Here is an 18,392-nt window from a genome sequence, read left to right as displayed (position 1 = left end):
TTCGCGAGCAAGCCCGCTCCCACATTGGATCTCAGTCGTACACAAGATTTGTGTTCGCAGGAGATCCAATGTGGGAGCGGGCTTGCTCGCGAAGGCGTCAGACCAGGCACCGAATATCTCAATGACACACTTATCCCTCTGAGATAACACCCTTGAGCATTCAACCCAGCACGTATTCCCCTGATATTGCGGTGCCCACAGACAAACGTGTCTTCGGCGGCCGCGATCTGTTTTCCTTGTGGTTCTCCCTCGGCATCGGCCTGATGGTCCTGCAGACCGGCGCTCTGCTCGCGCCAGGTCTGGGCCTGTCCGGCTCGTTGTTGGCCATCTTCCTTGGCACGCTGGTCGGTGTTCTTTTGCTGGCGGCGGTCGGCGTGATCGGCAGCGACACGGGTCTGTCGTCGATGGCCGCGCTCAAACTCAGCCTCGGTGCAAAAGGCGCGAGCCTGCCGGCCGTGCTGAACCTGCTGCAACTGATTGGTTGGGGCTCGTTCGAAATCATCGTCATGCGTGACGCCGCCAGCCTGCTCGGCGCGCGGGCGTTCAGCGAAGGCAGCCTGCTGTCGAATCCACTGCTGTGGACTGTGTTCTTTGGCGGTTTGGCGACCTTGCTGGCCGTCAGTGGTCCGCTGACGTTCGTCCGTCAGATCCTGCGCAAGTGGGGCATCTGGTTGCTGCTGGCCGCGTGCATCTGGCTGACCTGGAACCTGTTCGCCAAAGCCGATCTGGCTGCGTTATGGGCGCAGGCCGGTGATGGTTCGATGCCGTTCGCCGTGGGCTTCGACATTGCCATCGCCATGCCGCTTTCGTGGTTGCCGCTGATTGCCGACTACTCGCGTTTCGGCAAGCGTGCGAAAAATGTGTTTGGCGGCACGGCAGTGGGTTTCTTTGTTGGCAACTTCTGGCTGATGAGCCTGGGCGTGGCCTATACCCTGGCGTTTGCGCCGAGCGGTGAAGTGAATGCCTTGCTGTTGGCATTGGCGGGTGCGGGTCTGGGGATTCCGCTGCTGCTGATCCTGTTGGACGAGTCGGAAAATGCCTTCGCCGACATTCACTCGGCGGCCGTTTCCAGCGGAATTCTGCTGCGCATGAAGGTCGAGCATCTGGCGCTGGCCATCGGCGTGATCTGCACGCTGATCGCGTGCCTGGCGCCGCTGGCCCAGTATCAGAACTTCCTGCTGTTGATCGGTTCGGTGTTTGCGCCGCTGTTCGGCGTGGTGCTGGTGGATCACTTCATCCTGCGCAAACGCAGTGCTCGCGTTGCGTCAGCCGCATTGCGCTGGCCGGCGTTGCTCGCCTGGTTGGGCGGGGTAAGCACCTATCATTTGCTGGCTAATCTGTACCCGGACATCGGCGCAACCCTGCCGTCACTGATTCTGGCAGGGCTGCTGCAACTCGTACTGGGTCGGGCCTTCAGTTACGGCCAGGAAACAGCTCGGGCTTGAGAATGCCGTTCAGGCGAGGGTAAGGGATCTTCAGTTCGACGTGACCCAGCGCGTAAGGTGCGATGGAGCTCACTTCGTACTTGAGGATCACCCCGCCGTACGTCAGCGCAACGTTTTGGGTTTTGACGAAGGGCCAGCTCTTCACGAACTCTGGCTCCTGATCGAGTTTGGTGCTGATCAGCCAACTGTTGTGCGCCACCTGCGCGGCTTTCCAGAACGCCTCTTCCTGCCCCGGCACCAACATGTCCGACAGCGTCAGCACTTTGTGTTGCTGGCGCGAATAGTTGATGAAACTGCGGCCCGGCGTGCCATGGGCGCCGCCGGTGTCCAGGTAGCTGGAAAATTCGACGATCACCAAGCCGTCATGCTGCTCACGTACCTTGGCTTGCAGGTAGCTGCTGTTACGCGGGCCGGCACTGCTCAAAAATTGCTCGCGATACGCTGCCAGCGTCGGCGCCACCGGGGCGTCGGGCGAGGTGCGGGTCAATTGCAGCAGGCGTTTTTCGACGATGCCGTCCAACTGCGGTTCGGCAGGGAAGTGCAGCGTATCGATGTTCACCAGCGGGCAGTCAGCTGTTGTGCAACCCGGTTTCAGCTGTTCGGATGCATCGCGGGTAGTTTCCAGCGGCGTCCGGTAGTTGGGTTGGAACAAACTCTGGCAGGCGCCCAGGGTCAGGGCGATTGCAGCCACGGAGGCGATTTTAAAAAGCGACATGGGCGTCCTTCATAAAACAGGGAAAGGCAAAAAGTTATCCGCTTCGACTATCAACGAAGCAGTCAGTTCGCCACTAAGCTAATTAGAGTTGGTTTCGCCCTCACCGTCTATCCCGCTGACTGGAAAGGGGCTGCATCAAAGGTCGCGGGCGCGTTAGGATGGCGCGAAGTCGAGGTTGCAAGTAACAAACAAGGAGCCTCATAACGGATTTGCAGTAAACGAGGATTGTCATGACTGATTTTGCCAACGCCATACCGACCGCCATTGATATCGTTCGGCGCGAAAAGTGCTATGAGGGCTTTTACAAGCTCGATCGTGTGCACTTGCGCCACGAATTGTTTGCCGGTGGCATGAGTCGCGAGATCAATCGTGAAGTGTTCGTTCGCCACGATGCGGTGTGCGTGCTGCCGTACGATCCGCAGCGCGATGAAGTGGTGTTGATCGAGCAGTTTCGCGTCGGCGCTGTGGGCAAAACCGACAATCCATGGCTGATCGAACTGGTCGCCGGTCTGATCGACAAGGATGAAGTGCCGGAAGAAGTTGCTCACCGCGAAGCGCAGGAGGAAGCTGGGCTTGTGTTCGGGGCGCTCTGGCCGATGACCCAATATTTTCCATCGCCGGGCGGCAGCAATGAATTTGTGCACTTGTACCTGGGTCGTTGCGACAGCACCGGCGTCGGCGGCCTGCATGGGCTGGAGGAAGAAGCAGAAGATATCCGCGTCACGGTCTGGGCGTTCGAAGATGCCCTGCAGGCCGTACGCGACGGACGAATTGCCAACGCGGCCAGCATCATTGCCTTGCAATGGTTAGCTTTGAACCGCGTTGAAGTGAGGGGGTTATGGTCGTAAACAAACTGCGCGATCGCTACAGGGTCGACCTCGTGGGGCTGCAAGCCTCCTGCGAGGCCAACTACGCGCGCCTGATGCGACTGCTGCCGGACATGCGCAACGAGCCGGAGGCGCGGCGCATTGCCGTGACCCACGGCGACCAGATGCTCGGCGTGCTGGCCCTCGAAGTCCTTCAAGTCTGTCCGTACACCACAACCTTGCAAGTGCGCCAGGAACACAGCCTGCCGTGGCTGCCGGTGCCGCAACTGGAAGTTCAGGTCTATCACGACGCGTGCATGGCCGAAGTCGTCAGCGCCGAACATGCACGACGCTTTCGCGGCATCTATCCTTACCCGAATGCCTCAATGCATCAGCCGGACGAAAAGGCCCAGCTGAATATGTTCCTGGGTGAATGGCTGAGCCATTGCCTGGCCTGCGGACACGAGTACGCCGTCGTTCGATAGATGTGAACTGCGTCAGCTTCACAGGTTTCCCCTTTTGATCATCCCCCAGCATAATTGCGGCACTCATCCATCCCGTGATTCAGCCCTGGGAGAACGCCTTGCCGAGCGTATCCACATTGACCACCGCCGATTCGGCGTTGCTGGTGCAACTGTCCGACAGTCATCTGTTTGCCGAGGCGGACGGGACGTTGTTGGGCATGAATACCCGTGACAGCCTGCAAAAAGTCATTGAGCTGGTGCGGCTTCAGCAGCCGCAGATCGACCTTATCATTGCCAGCGGTGATCTTTCTCAGGACGGAACGCTGGAGTCCTATCAACTGTTTCGCGACCTGACGCGGCAACTCGATGCGCCAGCGCGCTGGATTCCCGGCAATCATGATGAGCCGCAGATCATGGCTGAGGCTGCCGTGCAGAGTGCCTTGCTGGAGCCGGTGGTGGATATCGGTAACTGGCGCGTCACGTTGCTCGATTCAGCCGTACCGGGTTCGGTGCCGGGGTATTTGCAGGATGAGCAGCTACAGTTGCTGGCCCGCTCGTTGAGTGAGGCGCCGGAGCGGCATCATCTGGTGTGTTTTCACCATCATCCAGTGTCGATTGGCTGTGCGTGGATGGAACCCATTGGATTGCGCAATCCAGACGCTTTGTTTGCCGTGCTGGATCGGTTTCCGCAGGTGCGCGCTGTTTTATGGGGGCATGTGCATCAGGAGATCGACCAGGATCGCAATGGCGTCCGGCTGATCGCCTCGCCTTCGACGTGTATTCAGTTCGAACCGGGCAGTGATGATTTCAAGGTCAGTGATCAGGCACCGGGGTATCGGTGGTTGCGACTGTTGCCGGATGGCCAGTTGGAAACCGGCGTGGAACGTGTCACCGGCTTCGACTTCCAGGTGGATTACGGCTCCAACGGCTACTGACTTTTTTGTCATTCAGCAGGACCGAGTCGCGGCTTTCGCGAGCAAGCCCGCTCCCACAGGGGATTTGTGAACGACACAGATCCAATGTGGGAGCGGGCTTGCTCGCGAAGACGTCGGCACAGACACCCTCATTTCTGCGGATGTCCCCGATTCCCCCGACACCCTGTAAACTGCGCCTCTTTACCCGACGCACAGGGAGCTCAAATGTCTGGTTCGATCCTTTATATTCACGGTTTCAACAGCGCGCCTTCGTCTAAAAAGGCCACGCAGTTGGTACAAGTAATGGAACGTCTGGGCTTGAGCGATCAGTTGCGCGTCCCGGCCTTGCATCACCATCCGCGTGAGGCCATCGGTCAGCTAAACAAGGCGATTGAGGAGCTTGGGCGGCCACTGCTGGTCGGCAGCTCACTCGGCGGCTACTATGCGACTCACCTGGCCGAGCGCCATGGCCTCAAGGCCCTGTTGATCAACCCTGCCGTCAGTCCGCACCGGATGTTCGACGGGTATCTGGGGACGCAGAAAAACCTGTATACCGATGAGGCCTGGGAATTGACCCACGACCACGTGACGGCCCTGGCCGAGCTGGAAGTGCCGGCGCCCCAGGACCCGCAGCGGTATCAGGTGTGGTTGCAGACCGGCGATGAAACGCTGGACTACCGCCTCGCCCAGCAGTATTACCGGGCCTGTGCCTTGCGCATCCAGGCCGGCGGCGACCATAGCTTCCAGGGTTTTGCCGCGCAATTGCCGGCAATGTTGAGTTTTGCCGGCATCGGCGCAGATTTGTATCAGGCGATTGATTTCACTGCACTGTGAGTCGTCACCTCTTTTTCACAGAACACTCTTTTTACAGGCGGACGACGAGACCCCATGGCCACTCCCAGCGCTAGCTCTTATAACGCAGACGCCATCGAAGTCCTCTCGGGCCTCGACCCGGTGCGCAAACGCCCCGGCATGTACACCGACACCAGTCGGCCGAACCACCTCGCCCAGGAAGTCATCGACAACAGCGTCGACGAAGCCTTGGCCGGGCACGCGACCTCGGTGCAGGTCATCCTGCACGCCGATCACTCCCTGGAAGTCAGCGATGACGGCCGTGGCATGCCGGTGGATATCCACGCCGAAGAAGGGGTGTCGGGCGTCGAGCTGATCCTCACCAAGCTCCATGCGGGCGGCAAGTTTTCCAACAAGAACTACCAGTTCTCCGGCGGTCTGCACGGGGTAGGTATTTCTGTGGTCAACGCCTTGTCGAACGAAGTCCGGGTGCGCGTAAAGCGTGACGGCAACGAATACCAGATGACTTTCGCCGACGGTTACAAGAAAACCGAGCTGGAAATCATCGGTACCGTCGGCAAGCGCAACACCGGTACCAGCGTATTCTTCGCGCCGGACCCGAAATACTTCGATTCGCCGAAATTCTCCATCAGCCGCCTCAAGCACGTGCTCAAGGCCAAGGCCGTTCTGTGCCCGGGGCTGCTGGTCAGTTTTGAAGACAAGGCCACCGGCGAGAAAGTCGAATGGCATTACGAAGACGGCCTGCGCTCCTATCTGGTGGACGCGGTCAGCGAATTCGAACGCCTGCCGGACGAACCGTTCTGCGGCAGCCTGGCCGGTAACAAAGAAGCGGTCGATTGGGCGCTGCTGTGGTTGCCGGAAGGTGGCGACAGCGTTCAGGAAAGCTACGTCAACCTGATCCCGACGGCGCAGGGCGGTACCCACGTCAACGGGCTGCGTCAGGGCTTGCTCGATGCGATGCGTGAGTTCTGCGAATTCCGCAGCCTGCTGCCACGCGGCGTGAAGCTGGCGCCGGAAGACGTCTGGGAACGCATCGCTTTCGTGCTGTCGATGAAGATGCAAGAGCCGCAATTCTCCGGCCAGACTAAAGAGCGTCTGTCGTCCCGTGAAGCGGCGGCATTCGTTTCCGGTGTGGTCAAGGACGCGTTCAGCCTGTGGCTCAACGCCAACCCGGAAACCGGCCTGTTGCTGGCGGAACTGGCGATCAACAATGCCGGCCGTCGTCTGAAGGCCAGCAAAAAGGTCGAGCGCAAGCGCATCACGGCGGGGCCGGCACTGCCGGGCAAACTCGCCGACTGCGCCGGGCAGGACCCGATGCGTTCCGAGCTGTTCCTGGTGGAAGGTGATTCCGCCGGCGGTTCGGCCAAGCAGGCGCGAGACAAGGAATTTCAGGCGATCCTGCCGTTGCGCGGCAAGATTCTGAACACCTGGGAAGTCGATGGCAGCGAAGTGCTGGCCAGCCAGGAAGTGCACAACATCGCCGTGGCCATCGGTGTCGATCCGGGCTCGGCGGACATCGCTCAGCTGCGTTACGGCAAGATCTGCATCCTCGCCGACGCCGACTCCGACGGTCTGCACATCGCCACGTTGCTGTGCGCGTTGTTCGTCCAGCATTTCCGCCCGTTGGTGGATGCCGGTCACGTCTACGTCGCGATGCCGCCGTTGTACCGTATCGACCTGGGCAAAGAGATTTACTACGCCCTGGACGAAGCCGAGCGCGATGGCATCCTCGATCGTCTGGTGGCCGAGAAGAAACGCGGCAAGCCGCAGGTCACACGATTCAAAGGTCTGGGTGAAATGAACCCGCCGCAGCTGCGCGAAACCACCATGGACCCGAACACTCGGCGTCTGGTGCAGCTGACGCTGGACGATTTTGAAGCGACCTCGGAAATGATGGACATGCTGCTGGCGAAGAAACGCGCCGGTGACCGCAAATCCTGGCTGGAATCCAAAGGCAATCTGGCCGAGGTTCTTGGCTGATGCGGGTTGGCTTTGCCCTGGCGTGTGCGTTACTTCTGACCTCGGTTTCGGTGTTTGCCGAACCGGTGCCGGAACTGCGCCTGTTGTCCGAGCATCCCGTTGACGGTATGCGCGGCGGCAACCTGTCAGGGTTGGCCCAGTGCGGCAAGGATATGTGGACGGTGTCGGATCGCGACGACGATCAGATTTACCGGCTCGATACCCGCGACAGGGTATGGCAAGCCGAAACCGTGGGCATCGGCGTGCCGCCGGTGCCAGACAGCGGTTTGCCCTGGGGCCTGCGTTCGCGGACCTGGCTGGCGTCGTTTGTCCGTGGCGGGGATCTGGATTTTGAAGGCATCACCTGCGACAGCGCCGGTAACCGCTATATCGTCAGCGAATCCCATGCGGCGATTCTGCAAGTGCCGCCCGTTGGGCCATCGTCCTGGCTGAAGATCTCGCCGATGCTGATTCGCGAAGCCCGGGCCAGCGGCATGCTGCTGCACTTCAATGCGTTGTTCGAGGGCCTGGCGATCAATCCGGCGGGCGATCAATTGTGGCTCGCCGCCGAGCGTCAAAGCCGTGGCTTGTTGTTGATCAAGCGCAAACAGACGGTATGGGATTGCGATGGTGGCTGTGTGTTGCTGAGCGAAGCCGGGAAAGAAATGCAGCCGGCGCAGTTTCCCCAAGCCAAAGCAGTGTCCAGAGACTTTTCCGACCTGTCGCTGTTCAACGGCAAGCTGTTTACCCTTGAGCGCAACGCTTACCAGATCTGCCGCCGTGATCCGGTGACGGCCAAGGTCGAGCGCTGCTGGTCGTTTGCCGATGAAGCCTTGCAGGCGCATCGCCGCTATTCAAATCCTTACGGCCTGACCGAAGCGTTGATTGTTGACGCCGAGGGCGCGTGGATTGGCACCGACAACAACAACGATGCCCGTGCCGATGGCGAGGAACGTCCGATCGTTTGGCGCTTTGCCGCGCCTGAAGGCGGCTGGAGCGCCAAGCCGTGAGCCAGCAAACGCCGGGTAAACGCGCCGGTCGGGTATTTATGGTGTTGGCCTGGTGCGCGGCGCTGTTTCTGGCGACGCGGTTTTTCGGTCAGAGGGAGGCGCGTCAGCAGAACCCCAACACCGTCATCAGCTCTGAGCAGGGCGAAGGTTTTATCGAAGTGAAACTGGCCAGCAACACACAGGGTCACTTCGTCGCCAGCGGCCAGATCAACGGCCAGCCGGTGGATTTCATGCTCGATACCGGGGCGACCGACGTGTCGATCCCGGCGGAATTGGCCGAACGGCTGAAACTGGAAAAAGGCTTCGGGGTGACCCTGAGCACAGCCAACGGTCGAACCCAGGGTTACCGAACCCGCATCGACCGGCTGCAACTGGGCGACATTGTGCTGCGTGATGTGCGCGCCCTCGTCGTGCCAGGCCTGGATGGCAAGCAAGTGCTGCTCGGTATGAGCGCGCTGAACAAACTTGAATTTACCCAGCGCGGTGGCACCATGCTGCTGCGCCAGACAACGAACCGATGAGGCCCGCATGAGCGACTCCCTTGATCTCAGCCTGGACGGTGTAGAACGCCGGTCACTGGCTGACTTCACCGAAAATGCCTACCTCAACTACTCCATGTACGTGATCATGGACCGTGCCTTGCCGCATATCGGCGACGGCCTGAAACCGGTACAGCGGCGCATCATCTACGCGATGAGCGAGTTGGGGCTGGACGCCGATTCCAAGCACAAGAAATCGGCGCGTACCGTCGGTGACGTGCTTGGTAAATTCCACCCGCACGGCGACTCGGCCTGCTACGAAGCCATGGTCCTGATGGCTCAGCCGTTCAGCTATCGCTACACGCTGGTCGACGGCCAGGGTAACTGGGGTGCGCCGGATGATCCCAAGTCCTTCGCCGCCATGCGTTACACCGAAGCGCGGCTGTCGCGTTATTCCGAAGTGCTGCTCAGCGAACTGGGCCAGGGCACTGCGGACTGGGGGCCGAACTTCGACGGCACCCTCGACGAGCCGCTGGTGTTGCCGGCGCGTTTGCCGAACATCCTGCTCAACGGCACCACCGGCATCGCGGTGGGCATGGCCACCGACGTACCGCCGCACAACCTGCGCGAAGTCGCCACGGCGTGCGTGCGTTTGCTCGATGAGCCCAAAGCCACGGTCGAACAGCTCTGCGAACACATCCAGGGCCCGGATTACCCGACCGAAGCGGAAATCATCACGCCGCGCGCCGACCTGCTGAAAATGTACGAAACCGGCAAGGGCTCGGTGCGCATGCGCGCCGTGTACCACATCGAAGACGGCGACATCATCGTCACGGCGCTGCCGCATCAGGTGTCTGGCGCCAAAGTGCTGGAACAGATCGCGGCCATGATGCAGGCCAAACCGTCGAAAGCCCCGCAGATCGCTGACTTGCGAGACGAATCCGACCACGAAAACCCGTGTCGGATCGTGATTATTCCGGGCGCACGCAAAAACTTTGACCACGATGCATTGATGACCCACCTGTTCGCCAGCACCGAGCTGGAGTCGAGCTACCGGGTCAACATCAACATCATCGGTCTGGACGGCAAGCCGCAGTTGAAAAATCTGCGCGCGTTGTTGGTCGAGTGGCTGGAATTCCGGGTTCAGACCGTGCGTCGTCGCCTGCAATTCCGCCTCGACAAGGTTGAGCGTCGCCTGCACCTGTTGGACGGTTTGTTGATCGCCTACCTCAACCTGGATGAAGTGATCCACATCATCCGCACCGAGGAGCACCCGAAAGCCGCGCTGATCGCACGTTTCGCCCTGAGCGAAATCCAGGCCGACTACATCCTCGACACCCGTTTGCGTCAGTTGGCGCGACTGGAAGAAATGAAGCTGCGTGCCGAGCAGGATGAACTGCTCAAGGAGCAGGCCAAGCTGCAAGCCCTGCTGAGCAGCGAAGCCAAGCTGAAAAAACTGGTGCGCACCGAGCTGATCAAGGACGCCGAAACCTACGGCGACGACCGTCGCTCGCCAATCGTCGAGCGCGCCGAAGCCAAGGCCCTGACCGAGCACGATCTGCTGCCGAACGAGAAAGTGACCGTCGTCCTGTCGGAAAAAGGCTGGGTTCGTTCCGCCAAGGGCCACGAAATCGACGCCACCGGGCTTTCCTACAAGGCCGGGGATGGTTTCAAGGCCTTGGCGCCCGGACGCTCCAACCAGTTTGCGGTGTTTATCGATTCCACCGGTCGCAGCTATTCGGTGGCCGCGCACACGCTGCCATCGGCCCGAGGCCAGGGCGAACCGCTGACCGGTCGTCTGACGCCGCCGCCAGGGGCGAGCTTCGAATGCGTGCTGATGCCGGAAGACGATTCGCTGTATGTAATTGCGTCCGACGCCGGTTACGGTTTCGTGGTAAAAGGTGAGGACCTGCAAGCCAAGAACAAGGCGGGTAAGGCGCTGTTGAGTCTGCCGAACAACGCCAAGGTGATTCTGCCGCGTCCGGTGGCTGATCGTGAGCAAAACTGGCTGGCCTCGGTGACCACCGAAGGTCGCCTGCTGATCTTCAAAATCAGCGATCTGCCACAATTAGGTAAAGGTAAAGGTAATAAGATCATCGGGATTTCCGGCGAGCGTGTTGCCAGCCGGGAAGAATATGTCACGGACATCGCCGTTCTGCCGGATGGCGCCACATTGGTGCTGCAGGCCGGAAAACGTACCTTGTCACTAAAAGCGGACGACCTCGAACACTACAAAGGTGAGCGTGGACGTCGTGGGAACAAATTGCCACGTGGCTTTCAGAGGGTAGATGCGCTGCTCGTCGAAAACCTCAATTAGGCGTCCTAGAGCGCTCGATCTACGATTTAACGCGTAGATCGACGCTTTGGCGCTGGAGTCGGAACGCATATTCACGGATGATATGGCCTTTCAAGCGCCGGCGTGGCCGAGCGTTCTTCATATTTATTGAGTATTTTCACTGTGGTTAGCCTTGTGGCAACCACCTGGATGGGACGATGACTGCTCTGCGCCTTCCTTTTATTTTGATGCTCGCTGGCGTACTTGGCCTGGCGGGTTGCAGCGTTCACCAACCGGTGTCGCTGTATCAGCTGGACAGCGGAAGTCCGGCTCAGCCTGCGCAAAGCGCGGGCATGGCTGTATTGCTGGGTCCGGTAACGGTAGCCGATTATCTGCAACGCGAAACGTTGTTGCAGCGACAGCCGGATGGCAGCCTGCAAGCGTCGGCTGACGGTCGTTGGGCGGGTAGCCTGTCGTCGGATATCGATCAACTGCTGCTGCGTCAGGTCGCCGGTCATCTGGACAGCCAGCGCGTAGTGCTGGCGCCAGCGACAGTGGGCTTCACGCCGGATGTGCAGGTTCTCCTGACGATTACTCGCCTGGACTCGGGTGAGGCGCAACCGGCGATCCTTGATGCGCAATGGCGTCTGATCGACCGTCGTGGCCAGGTTCGTGATAACCGCATCATTCACCTGCAAGAGCAACATGCCGGTGGCACGGCGGCTCAGGTTCAGGCTCAGGGTGTGTTGTTGCAGCGTCTGGCCCAGCAACTGTCGACGGCGCTCAAGCCGCTGGCGAATCAGCCGCCGATTGCCGAAGCGCCGCGCAAACCATCGCCTAAGCCTGTGGCCCCTGCTGCCGAGCAGGACAAACAACCGAAGATCCCGATGGCTTCGCCGATTCGGACCGATATGGAAGTGTTCAGGTTCTAAGCCTGGATGGATTCAACACAAAGCCTGCAGAGATGCGGGCTTTGTTGTTTCTGCAGGTTGGGGATCTTCGGTGCTTCTGAAGGCCTCATCGCGAGCCTGCTCGCGATGAGGCCAGAGCAGGCAATAAAAAGCCCGCAGACGATTACTCGTCTGCGGGCTTTTTCATAACGGGGCTATTACGCCCGACGTTCGTGCATCCGCGCCAGTTGCCGCTCAAGCATCGACGGATAAGGCTCCATCAGCCGCTCTACGCAACAAGCGCCTTCCGGGCTTGCGATCGGTCGGATTCGAGCGCGCTGGCGGATCAGCGCGTCGTCACCGATCTTGCGCTCCACCAGCAACAGGTTGCGGCTGTGTTGCGACAGGGCCAGCGCATCCTGGGCGGTTTCGGTCAGCAGTAGATCGATCTGGCTCAGGCCAAACAGTTCGTCACCCAGGGTCAGGCCCAGTTGCAATTGCAGAGTGATGCCGCTGTCGGCGACTTCGATCTGCAACTGATGGCCCAGAGCCCGCAACAATTCACCGCAGCAGATGGCATTGGTCAGGTAGTCGTCGCCGCTGTCTTCGGTATGGAACAACATCAGCGTGCTGCCATCGTTCAGGGTGTGCAGCTCGCTCTGGTAGAGCGAGGCGGCCTGATCGAGGCAGTCGCGATAGCGTTTGAGCAGTTCTTCCAGGCGTGTGCGGGGCAGACGACGCAGCTGATCCTGAGCGCCCAGTTGCACGGCCAGCACTGCGCTGTGCTGCGGCACGTTCGACAGTTGCGGTTTGGCTAGCGGTTTCGGTGCGGTCGAAGCTGATTCATCGCGCAAGTCGGCAAATGCATCGTCGTCATCATCGTCTTCAACGGTGCTGACAATGCGCCGTGGCGCAGGTTTGAGACCGGCCACAGGCTTGGATTCATCGAAACTCGGGTCACGCAAATTGCGCACTTCGAAGGTTGGCTCGTTATCGTCGGCGTCTTCGTAGTCGCTTTCGTCGTATTCAGGCTCGGGAGCAGGTTCCGGCTCGGCGGGCTCTGGTGCGAAGTCGGCGTGCAGCTGACGGGCCAGATCGCCGATCTCATCCTGACGCTCGGTGGCCGGGGTGTGTTCGTCGATATGGCGCAGCCACACCCGCAATTGCAGCAACGGCGTGGAGATGTGCCGACCCAGGCGCAGGCTCAAGGCCAGGGACAGCGCCAGCAGAATCGCGCTCAAAATGCCCATGCTTTGCAGGCTGATGGTCATCGGCTGCTGGAACTGATCCATGTCCAGGCTGATACGCAGTTGCCCGGCGGTCACATCCTGGAAAGTGATCTTGCTCTGGTACATGCCTTCGGCTTCGCCCAGCAGGCTGTGCTTGGGGCGCTGACCGGCTTCGGCGAGGATGCGGTTATCCACGCTGTAGATGGCAGCGTGAGCCACCAGCTTGTTTTTGGTCAGGTTGTTGAGCAGTACATTGAGACTGAGGATGTCGTTGGACACCAACAGCTCCGTGGCGGACGTGGCAGTCTGGGTGGTCAGGCTTTCGCCCAGCGCATCCGCCTGCTCGTGCATGGCCTGCTTGAACTGCAAACCCATCACGCAGGCATAGATCACCAGGGCCAGAGCGACCAGGATCACGTTATGGCTGGCGATGCGCAATGCAATCGGTACACGGCGGTGGCGCAGTGCACGGAAGATCAGCAGAAAGAAGTTATCGGTTTTTACTGGCGTGGGCCGGTTCACTTGAGCTCGGCTCTTTTGTCCGTGGAGTTGACGCGCAGTATAGCGACAGGCCCTAGACCGTCAAAGCGCTCACGGTGCCCGATGGTCACTGAAAGTGGGTAGAATGCGGTTTTTTTCCACCTGCGGGGGTGCGCCTTGCGCGAAATCGTCCTGATAAACATCACGGGAGTCGACCGTCCGGGTCTGACTGCGGCCATTACCGGCGTTCTGGCCCAGGGTGGTGTGAACATTCTCGACATCGGTCAGGCGGTGATCCACGACACCTTGTCGTTCGGCATCCTGGTTGAAATTCCTGACACCGAGCAAGGCAAGTCGGTGCTCAAGGACATCCTGTTCACGGCGTATAAGCTCGATCAGCAGGTGCGTTTCACGCCGGTGTCCGAAGAGGATTACCAGCAGTGGGTTGGCAATCAGGGCAAGAAACGCCACATCGTGACCCTGCTGACTCGCAAAGTGACCGCCGGGCAATTGCAGGCCGTGAGTTCGATTACCGCCAAATATGGCCTGAACATCGACCACATCGATCGTCTGTCGGGGCGCATGCCGCTGGACACCCCGGCCGATCAGGGCAAGGGCTGCATCGAGTTTTCCGTTCGTGGCGAAGCGGCGGATCCGCAAGCGCTGCGGGCCGAATTCCTCAGCGTCGCGCAGGAACTGAACGTCGACATCGCCTTCCAGGAAGATTCACTGTTCCGTCGTAACCGTCGCCTGGCGGTGTTCGACATGGACTCGACGCTGATCGAAGCCGAAGTCATCGACGAACTGGCCAAGGCTGCCGGTGTGGGCGATCAGGTGTCTGCGATCACCGAGCGGGCGATGGCCGGCGAATTGGACTTCCGCGCCAGCTTCAAGGAGCGCCTGGCCTTGTTGAAAGGGCTGGACGTCAGCGTGCTGGATTCCATCGGCGCCTCCCTGCGTCTGACCGAAGGTGCCGAAACACTGTTCGCCGAACTCAAGCGTCTGGGCTACAAGACCGCCATCCTGTCGGGCGGCTTTACCTACTTCGCCAAGCAATTGCAGGCCAAGCTGGGCATCGACTACGTGTTCGCCAACGAACTGGAAGTCGTGGACGGCAAAGTGACTGGCGTGGCGGTCGAGCCGATTGTTGATGCGCAACGCAAGGCGGATCTGCTGAAGGAACTGGCGCACAAGGAAGGTTTGCGTCTGGAGCAGACCATTGCGGTCGGCGACGGCGCCAACGATTTGCCAATGCTGGCGATTGCCGGGTTGGGCGTGGCGTTCCGTGCCAAGCCGCTGGTCAAGCAGTCGGCGAAGCAGGCGATTTCGACCCTTGGGCTGGATGGCGTGCTGTATCTGCTGGGTTTCCGGGATCGCGACGGGCAGCTTTAAGTCTTGCATTGACTAAAAGGGCCTCTGTGGTGAGTAATGCTGTTCACTTAAGCGCGGGTGTTCACATTTGTGGCGAGGGGATTTATCGGAATGCCGCACCACCCCGTTCGGCTGCGAAGCAGTCGTAATCCAGACAACTTAGTCTGTCTGAAAAGACGCTGGGGCCGCTTCGCAGCCCAACGGGGACAAGTCCCCTCACCACAGGGATCTGCTACTCCCTCAAAGTGTTTTCCACAACGAATCAAAATCCTCCTCAGCGCCGCTCACTGCGGCGTTGTCGTTTTTCGCGGCCTCCAGCGGGCGGTAGGCGAACTGATTGAAGCTGTTGGTGCTCGCCACCCGCCGCTCCAGCCCGACCCGACGTTCCTCGCCGTGGGTATTGATCATGACCTTGTTGCCCTCCTGAAAGGGCAGGCGCGGCGCGAGCAGGGTGGCCGGCAGGTCGATGGCGCTGATTTGCGGCAACAACAGGCCTCGAAGGTACTGGCTGTGGTCATCACGGGTGCGCACCAGTTGCAGGCCGCAAGGCTCGGCGCAGGGCGCAACCTGCTCGATGCCCATTTGCGTGCCGCCACCGCGCACCTGGCGGATCCAGCGCACCACCGCGATGCTCCAACCCTGACCGGCAGAATCCTCAATGCCGACCATCTCGCCCGCCTGTAACTCGGCCGGCACAGCGCCGGGCCAGGCCAGGCAGTAACCGCCGGGGCTGTGATTGATCACTGACAGAACATGGGTCGGGAAGTGCTGATTGCGGTCGGATGCTGCGTGGCTGTCGTCATTCTGAAGCTGCGGGTATTCGATCTCTTCGTAGGGCAACAGAGCATCTGCATTGCCTTGGGGCGCGGCGTCGAAGGCCTGGTGCCATTGGTCCTTTTCCCGGCCGGTCGCTGACGTTACCGAAAATTGTGCAGGCCGGGCGCCGTGGTTTTTCAGGATGTCGCTGAATGAGCGTTGCCCACCCAGATAAAAGTGCAGCGCACTCATGCCAATGCACAGGGTCAACGTGCCTTGGCCAACGGTGCGCTGGAAACTGCGCTCGGCCGTCTGGCCCCAGGCGGCATGAAGGTGTTGCAACGTGTCCAGGCTTAACCCTGTCGGCACGGGCAATGGCGATGAACTGTCGTTTTTTTGCAAGTGAGCTTCAATTGCCGCGACCAACGGCTGCGGATCAATCCCCAACAAGCTCTCCTGCTGCTCGGCGCGGAACTTGGTGCGGTAACGCGGTCCGGTGTCGAGGTCTGGCGCGACGGCAAATAACCCAGTGGCCGGTTTGCCGGGTTGCAGCTTGATCCATTGGCTCCAGGGTTCCAGCACTTCGGCCACCCGGGCAATCTGGTGCTGGCGCAGTTGGTTGCAGCGTGAGGCGCCCAGCAGCAAGGCGACCACGTACGTCTGTTCGATGCTCAGGGTTTGCGTCTGATTGGCCAGCTCATCGCGCAGGCTCGTGTGCTGGAGCCGGTGCGCGCAGGCGATCCGGTAGAGTTGATGCAGCTCAAGCCACAGGCCTTCCGGCACGGGGCAATAGAGTTTGGTCGCGCGAATCAGCGACCCGTTCAGGCAATGGAGCGCCCGTTGCAGCGCCTGGGTCAGCAGCGGCGCACGGTCCTTGCTGAACGTTGGTGTGATGCGCACAACGATCTGTTTATAACCAATGGCCAAGTGACTTTGCAGCGCCTGGCAGAGGTTGGCGATCTTGCGGGAACGCTCGTCGAGGACAATCGACTGATGCAGGAAATGCTGCTCAAGGTGTTTGCAGACGTAATACACCTCGGGCCGCAGCAGCTCGAGCAATTGCAGGCGATTGTCACTGGGCGTGAATAGCTGGTTGAGTTCGCTCAAGCCTTGATACAGCTGGCGAGCGGTTTCGCCGATGTTGGCTTTGGGCAGATTGGCGATCCAGCGCTTGAGGTCGCGCGGGGTGGCTTCACAGAATGACAGACGCACCTGCAGCGGGACGGGCGCGCGTAGCAAAAGATGGGGGCTGGTCTCATTCATGCCGTGGAAAAACTCCAACCGGTAAATGGGCAGTGAATGACCTGACTGTAGCAGCTATGGGTTTTTACCGTTTGTCTGTCAGTCGAGTGTCATCCGGGCGTACTACTAATCTGACAGTCGTGCGACTGGATACGCACGGTCGTACGGCCTGCTGCCTACGCAGGGCAGGTCTCTTTGTAACTTCAAGGAGATGAAGTTTATGTCTAGATATGTAGTGGCAAATCAATGGGGCGGTAGTTCGGCACCCTGGCATCCGGGCGGAGACTGGACGCTAGGCGCGCGGGACAACCAGAACGTTGTCGCGATCGAGATCAAATCGGGCGATGGCGGCAAGAGTTTCACCGGCACCATGACGTATGCGGGTGAAGGTCCCATTGGCTTCAAGGCTCAGCGCACGGGCCAGAACCAGTACAACGTTGAGAATCAGTGGGGCGGCAACGACGCTCCATGGCATCCGGGTGGCAAATGGGTCATCGGCGGCCGTGATAATCAGAACGTTGTGGCGTTGAGCGTGACCTCCAGTGATGGAGGGAAAAACCTCAGTGGCACCAATACCTACGCCAACGAAGGGCCGATCGGCTTCCGTGGACAGATAGAGTAACGGCACCCACCGAAATGTCCGGCCCCGCGAAGACGTTCGCGGGGTTCGGATCAGTGATCAGGCTTTTGCCAGGCCCATGCCCTGGCCCATCTGCACCGGCGAACCGGCCGCCAGTTCTTCAGCCCACTTCACTTGATCAGGCCCGAACAGCACGACAGCGGTCGAACCCAGTTTGAAGCGGCCCAGTTCTGCACCTTTCTCCAAATGGATCGGTGCACGGGCAGCTTCGTCGTAACGGAAGGTTTTCAGCTCGCGTTTCGGCGGCGTGACCAACCCGGCCCAAACGGTTTCGATCGACGCAACGATCATCGCGCCCACCAGCACCACGGCCATCGGCCCGCGCTCGGTGTCGAAAATGCACGCCACACGCTCGTTGCGGGCGAACAGTTCCGGAACGTTTTCGGCGGTGGTCTGGTTGACCGAGAAGATCCGGCCGGGGATGTAGACCATCTCGCGCAGGGTGCCGGCCAACGGCATGTGCACGCGGTGGTAGTCCTTCGGCGACAGATAAATAGTCGCGAAGTCACCGCCCATGAACGGCGCTGCGTTGGCAGCGTCGCCGCCCAGCAATTCCAGCACGCTGAAGCTGTGGCCCTTGGCCTGGAACACTCGACCGTGTTCGATCGGGCCCAGTTGGCTGACCGCGCCGTCGGCCGGGCTGAGGATCGCGCCAGGCGTCTCGTCCAGCGGGCGAGCGCCGTCTTTCAAGGCGCGAGTGAAGAACGCATTGAAGTGCTCGTAAGCGGTCAGGTCTTCGACCAGCGCCTGCGACATGTCCACCTGATAACGCTTGGCGAACCAGGCGGTGAAGGCGTTCTTGAACCAGCGTACGCGGCATTCGGCGATGCAGCCGGCCAGGCGCGACAGCAGGTGATGGGGCAGCAGGTATTGGCTGAGGATAAACAAACGCTTATTCATTAAC

Annotated in this window: 16 protein-coding genes; 12 read left to right on the top strand and 4 right to left on the bottom strand. The window is 60.2% G+C overall.

The features are described 5' to 3' along the window. The first annotated feature begins 152 nt into the window (after positions 1-152). A complete protein-coding gene (gene cytX, locus KGB03_RS01965) occupies positions 153-1,445 on the top strand; it encodes a putative hydroxymethylpyrimidine transporter CytX (RefSeq protein ID WP_223526119.1) in 1,293 nt (430 codons plus the stop codon). Here cytX and KGB03_RS01960 read toward each other — a convergent pair. Further along, positions 1,414-2,160, bottom strand: a complete 747-nt coding sequence (locus KGB03_RS01960) for an RsiV family protein (RefSeq protein WP_223526112.1) — start codon at positions 2,158-2,160, stop codon at positions 1,414-1,416. The two genes, cytX and KGB03_RS01960, sit on opposite strands and share 32 nt — an antisense overlap. A gap of 230 nt (positions 2,161-2,390) precedes the next feature. Here KGB03_RS01960 and KGB03_RS01955 point away from each other — a divergent pair, with 230 nt between their 5' ends. The 9 genes from KGB03_RS01955 (at position 2,391) to KGB03_RS01915 (ending at position 11,812) form a co-directional block, all read left to right on the top strand. Further along, positions 2,391-3,008: an NUDIX domain-containing protein gene (locus KGB03_RS01955; protein WP_192409965.1), complete on the top strand. Its 618-nt coding sequence runs from the start codon at positions 2,391-2,393 to the stop codon at positions 3,006-3,008. Continuing rightward, the gene (locus KGB03_RS01950; protein ID WP_008153350.1) at positions 2,999-3,451 is read left to right on the top strand and encodes a DUF1249 domain-containing protein; all 453 of its coding nucleotides are present in this window, start codon (positions 2,999-3,001) and stop codon (positions 3,449-3,451) included. The genes KGB03_RS01955 and KGB03_RS01950 overlap by 10 nt, the downstream gene beginning before the upstream one ends. Positions 3,452-3,549: 98 nt before the next feature. Continuing rightward, entirely contained in the window at positions 3,550-4,365 is an 816-nt protein-coding gene (gene cpdA, locus KGB03_RS01945) for a 3',5'-cyclic-AMP phosphodiesterase (protein ID WP_223526109.1), read from the top strand. A 204-nt stretch (positions 4,366-4,569) separates the two neighbouring features. After that, a complete protein-coding gene (locus tag KGB03_RS01940; RefSeq protein WP_046056736.1) occupies positions 4,570-5,178 on the top strand; it encodes a YqiA/YcfP family alpha/beta fold hydrolase in 609 nt (202 codons plus the stop codon). Positions 5,179-5,232: 54 nt separating this feature from the next. Then, positions 5,233-7,137, top strand: coding sequence for a DNA topoisomerase IV subunit B (parE, locus tag KGB03_RS01935; protein ID WP_223526107.1), 1,905 nt, complete (start codon positions 5,233-5,235; stop codon positions 7,135-7,137). Further along, on the top strand, positions 7,137-8,126 hold the full coding sequence (locus KGB03_RS01930) for an esterase-like activity of phytase family protein (RefSeq protein ID WP_223526104.1): 990 nt from the start codon (positions 7,137-7,139) through the stop codon (positions 8,124-8,126). Before parE ends, KGB03_RS01930 begins: the two co-directional genes overlap by 1 nt. Next, a complete protein-coding gene (locus KGB03_RS01925; RefSeq protein ID WP_223526101.1) occupies positions 8,123-8,647 on the top strand; it encodes a TIGR02281 family clan AA aspartic protease in 525 nt (174 codons plus the stop codon). The genes KGB03_RS01930 and KGB03_RS01925 overlap by 4 nt, the downstream gene beginning before the upstream one ends. Before the next feature lie 7 nt (positions 8,648-8,654). After that, positions 8,655-10,922 (top strand): DNA topoisomerase IV subunit A, encoded by a 2,268-nt coding sequence (gene parC, locus KGB03_RS01920; RefSeq protein WP_008153344.1) that lies wholly within the window; start codon positions 8,655-8,657, stop codon positions 10,920-10,922. 176 nt (positions 10,923-11,098) lie between these two features. Next, complete coding sequence (locus KGB03_RS01915) at positions 11,099-11,812, top strand: membrane integrity-associated transporter subunit PqiC (RefSeq protein ID WP_111449281.1); 714 nt, start codon at positions 11,099-11,101, stop codon at positions 11,810-11,812. A 176-nt stretch (positions 11,813-11,988) separates the two neighbouring features. Here KGB03_RS01915 and KGB03_RS01910 read toward each other — a convergent pair whose 3' ends face one another. Then, entirely contained in the window at positions 11,989-13,521 is a 1,533-nt protein-coding gene (locus tag KGB03_RS01910; RefSeq protein WP_218536953.1) for an AhpA/YtjB family protein, read from the bottom strand. 135 nt (positions 13,522-13,656) lie between these two features. On the opposite strand from KGB03_RS01910, the gene serB reads away from it, so the two are divergent. Further along, positions 13,657-14,871: a phosphoserine phosphatase SerB gene (gene serB / locus KGB03_RS01905; protein ID WP_008153333.1), complete on the top strand. Its 1,215-nt coding sequence runs from the start codon at positions 13,657-13,659 to the stop codon at positions 14,869-14,871. Between the two features lie 219 nt (positions 14,872-15,090). On the opposite strand, the gene KGB03_RS01900 is transcribed toward serB, so the two are convergent. Next, positions 15,091-16,869 (bottom strand): molecular chaperone, encoded by a 1,779-nt coding sequence (locus KGB03_RS01900; RefSeq protein ID WP_223526099.1) that lies wholly within the window; start codon positions 16,867-16,869, stop codon positions 15,091-15,093. A 199-nt stretch (positions 16,870-17,068) separates the two neighbouring features. On the opposite strand from KGB03_RS01900, the gene KGB03_RS01895 reads away from it, so the two are divergent. Beyond that, positions 17,069-17,470 (top strand): hypothetical protein, encoded by a 402-nt coding sequence (locus KGB03_RS01895; RefSeq protein WP_042932429.1) that lies wholly within the window; start codon positions 17,069-17,071, stop codon positions 17,468-17,470. Positions 17,471-17,527: 57 nt separating this feature from the next. Here KGB03_RS01895 and asd read toward each other — a convergent pair whose 3' ends face one another. Next, a complete protein-coding gene (gene asd, locus KGB03_RS01890; protein ID WP_046045706.1) occupies positions 17,528-18,388 on the bottom strand; it encodes an archaetidylserine decarboxylase in 861 nt (286 codons plus the stop codon). Positions 18,389-18,392 lie beyond the last annotated feature (4 nt).

It is taken from the genome of Pseudomonas sp. BF-B-26 (assembly GCF_019956495.1).
In the GTDB taxonomy this organism is placed as follows: domain Bacteria; phylum Pseudomonadota; class Gammaproteobacteria; order Pseudomonadales; family Pseudomonadaceae; genus Aquipseudomonas.
The sequence above is the reverse complement of the archived record's forward strand: the minus strand, read 5'-3'. Positions and strand labels throughout refer to the sequence as shown.

Excerpts from the sequence above, each read along its gene's own strand:
- KGB03_RS01960 (WP_223526112.1), bottom strand. The coding sequence starts at position 2,160 with ATGTCGCTTTTTAAAATCGCCTCCGTGGCTGCAATCGCCCTGACCCTG.
- KGB03_RS01955 (WP_192409965.1), top strand. The coding sequence starts at position 2,391 with ATGACTGATTTTGCCAACGCCATACCGACCGCCATTGATATCGTTCGG.
- KGB03_RS01950 (WP_008153350.1), top strand. The coding sequence starts at position 2,999 with ATGGTCGTAAACAAACTGCGCGATCGCTACAGGGTCGACCTCGTGGGG.
- KGB03_RS01940 (WP_046056736.1), top strand. The coding sequence starts at position 4,570 with ATGTCTGGTTCGATCCTTTATATTCACGGTTTCAACAGCGCGCCTTCG.
- parE (WP_223526107.1), top strand. The coding sequence starts at position 5,233 with ATGGCCACTCCCAGCGCTAGCTCTTATAACGCAGACGCCATCGAAGTC.
- KGB03_RS01930 (WP_223526104.1), top strand. The coding sequence starts at position 7,137 with ATGCGGGTTGGCTTTGCCCTGGCGTGTGCGTTACTTCTGACCTCGGTT.
- parC (WP_008153344.1), top strand. The coding sequence starts at position 8,655 with ATGAGCGACTCCCTTGATCTCAGCCTGGACGGTGTAGAACGCCGGTCA.
- KGB03_RS01915 (WP_111449281.1), top strand. The coding sequence starts at position 11,099 with ATGACTGCTCTGCGCCTTCCTTTTATTTTGATGCTCGCTGGCGTACTT.
- KGB03_RS01900 (WP_223526099.1), bottom strand. The coding sequence starts at position 16,869 with ATGAATGAGACCAGCCCCCATCTTTTGCTACGCGCGCCCGTCCCGCTG.
- KGB03_RS01895 (WP_042932429.1), top strand. The coding sequence starts at position 17,069 with ATGTCTAGATATGTAGTGGCAAATCAATGGGGCGGTAGTTCGGCACCC.
- asd (WP_046045706.1), bottom strand. The coding sequence starts at position 18,388 with ATGAATAAGCGTTTGTTTATCCTCAGCCAATACCTGCTGCCCCATCAC.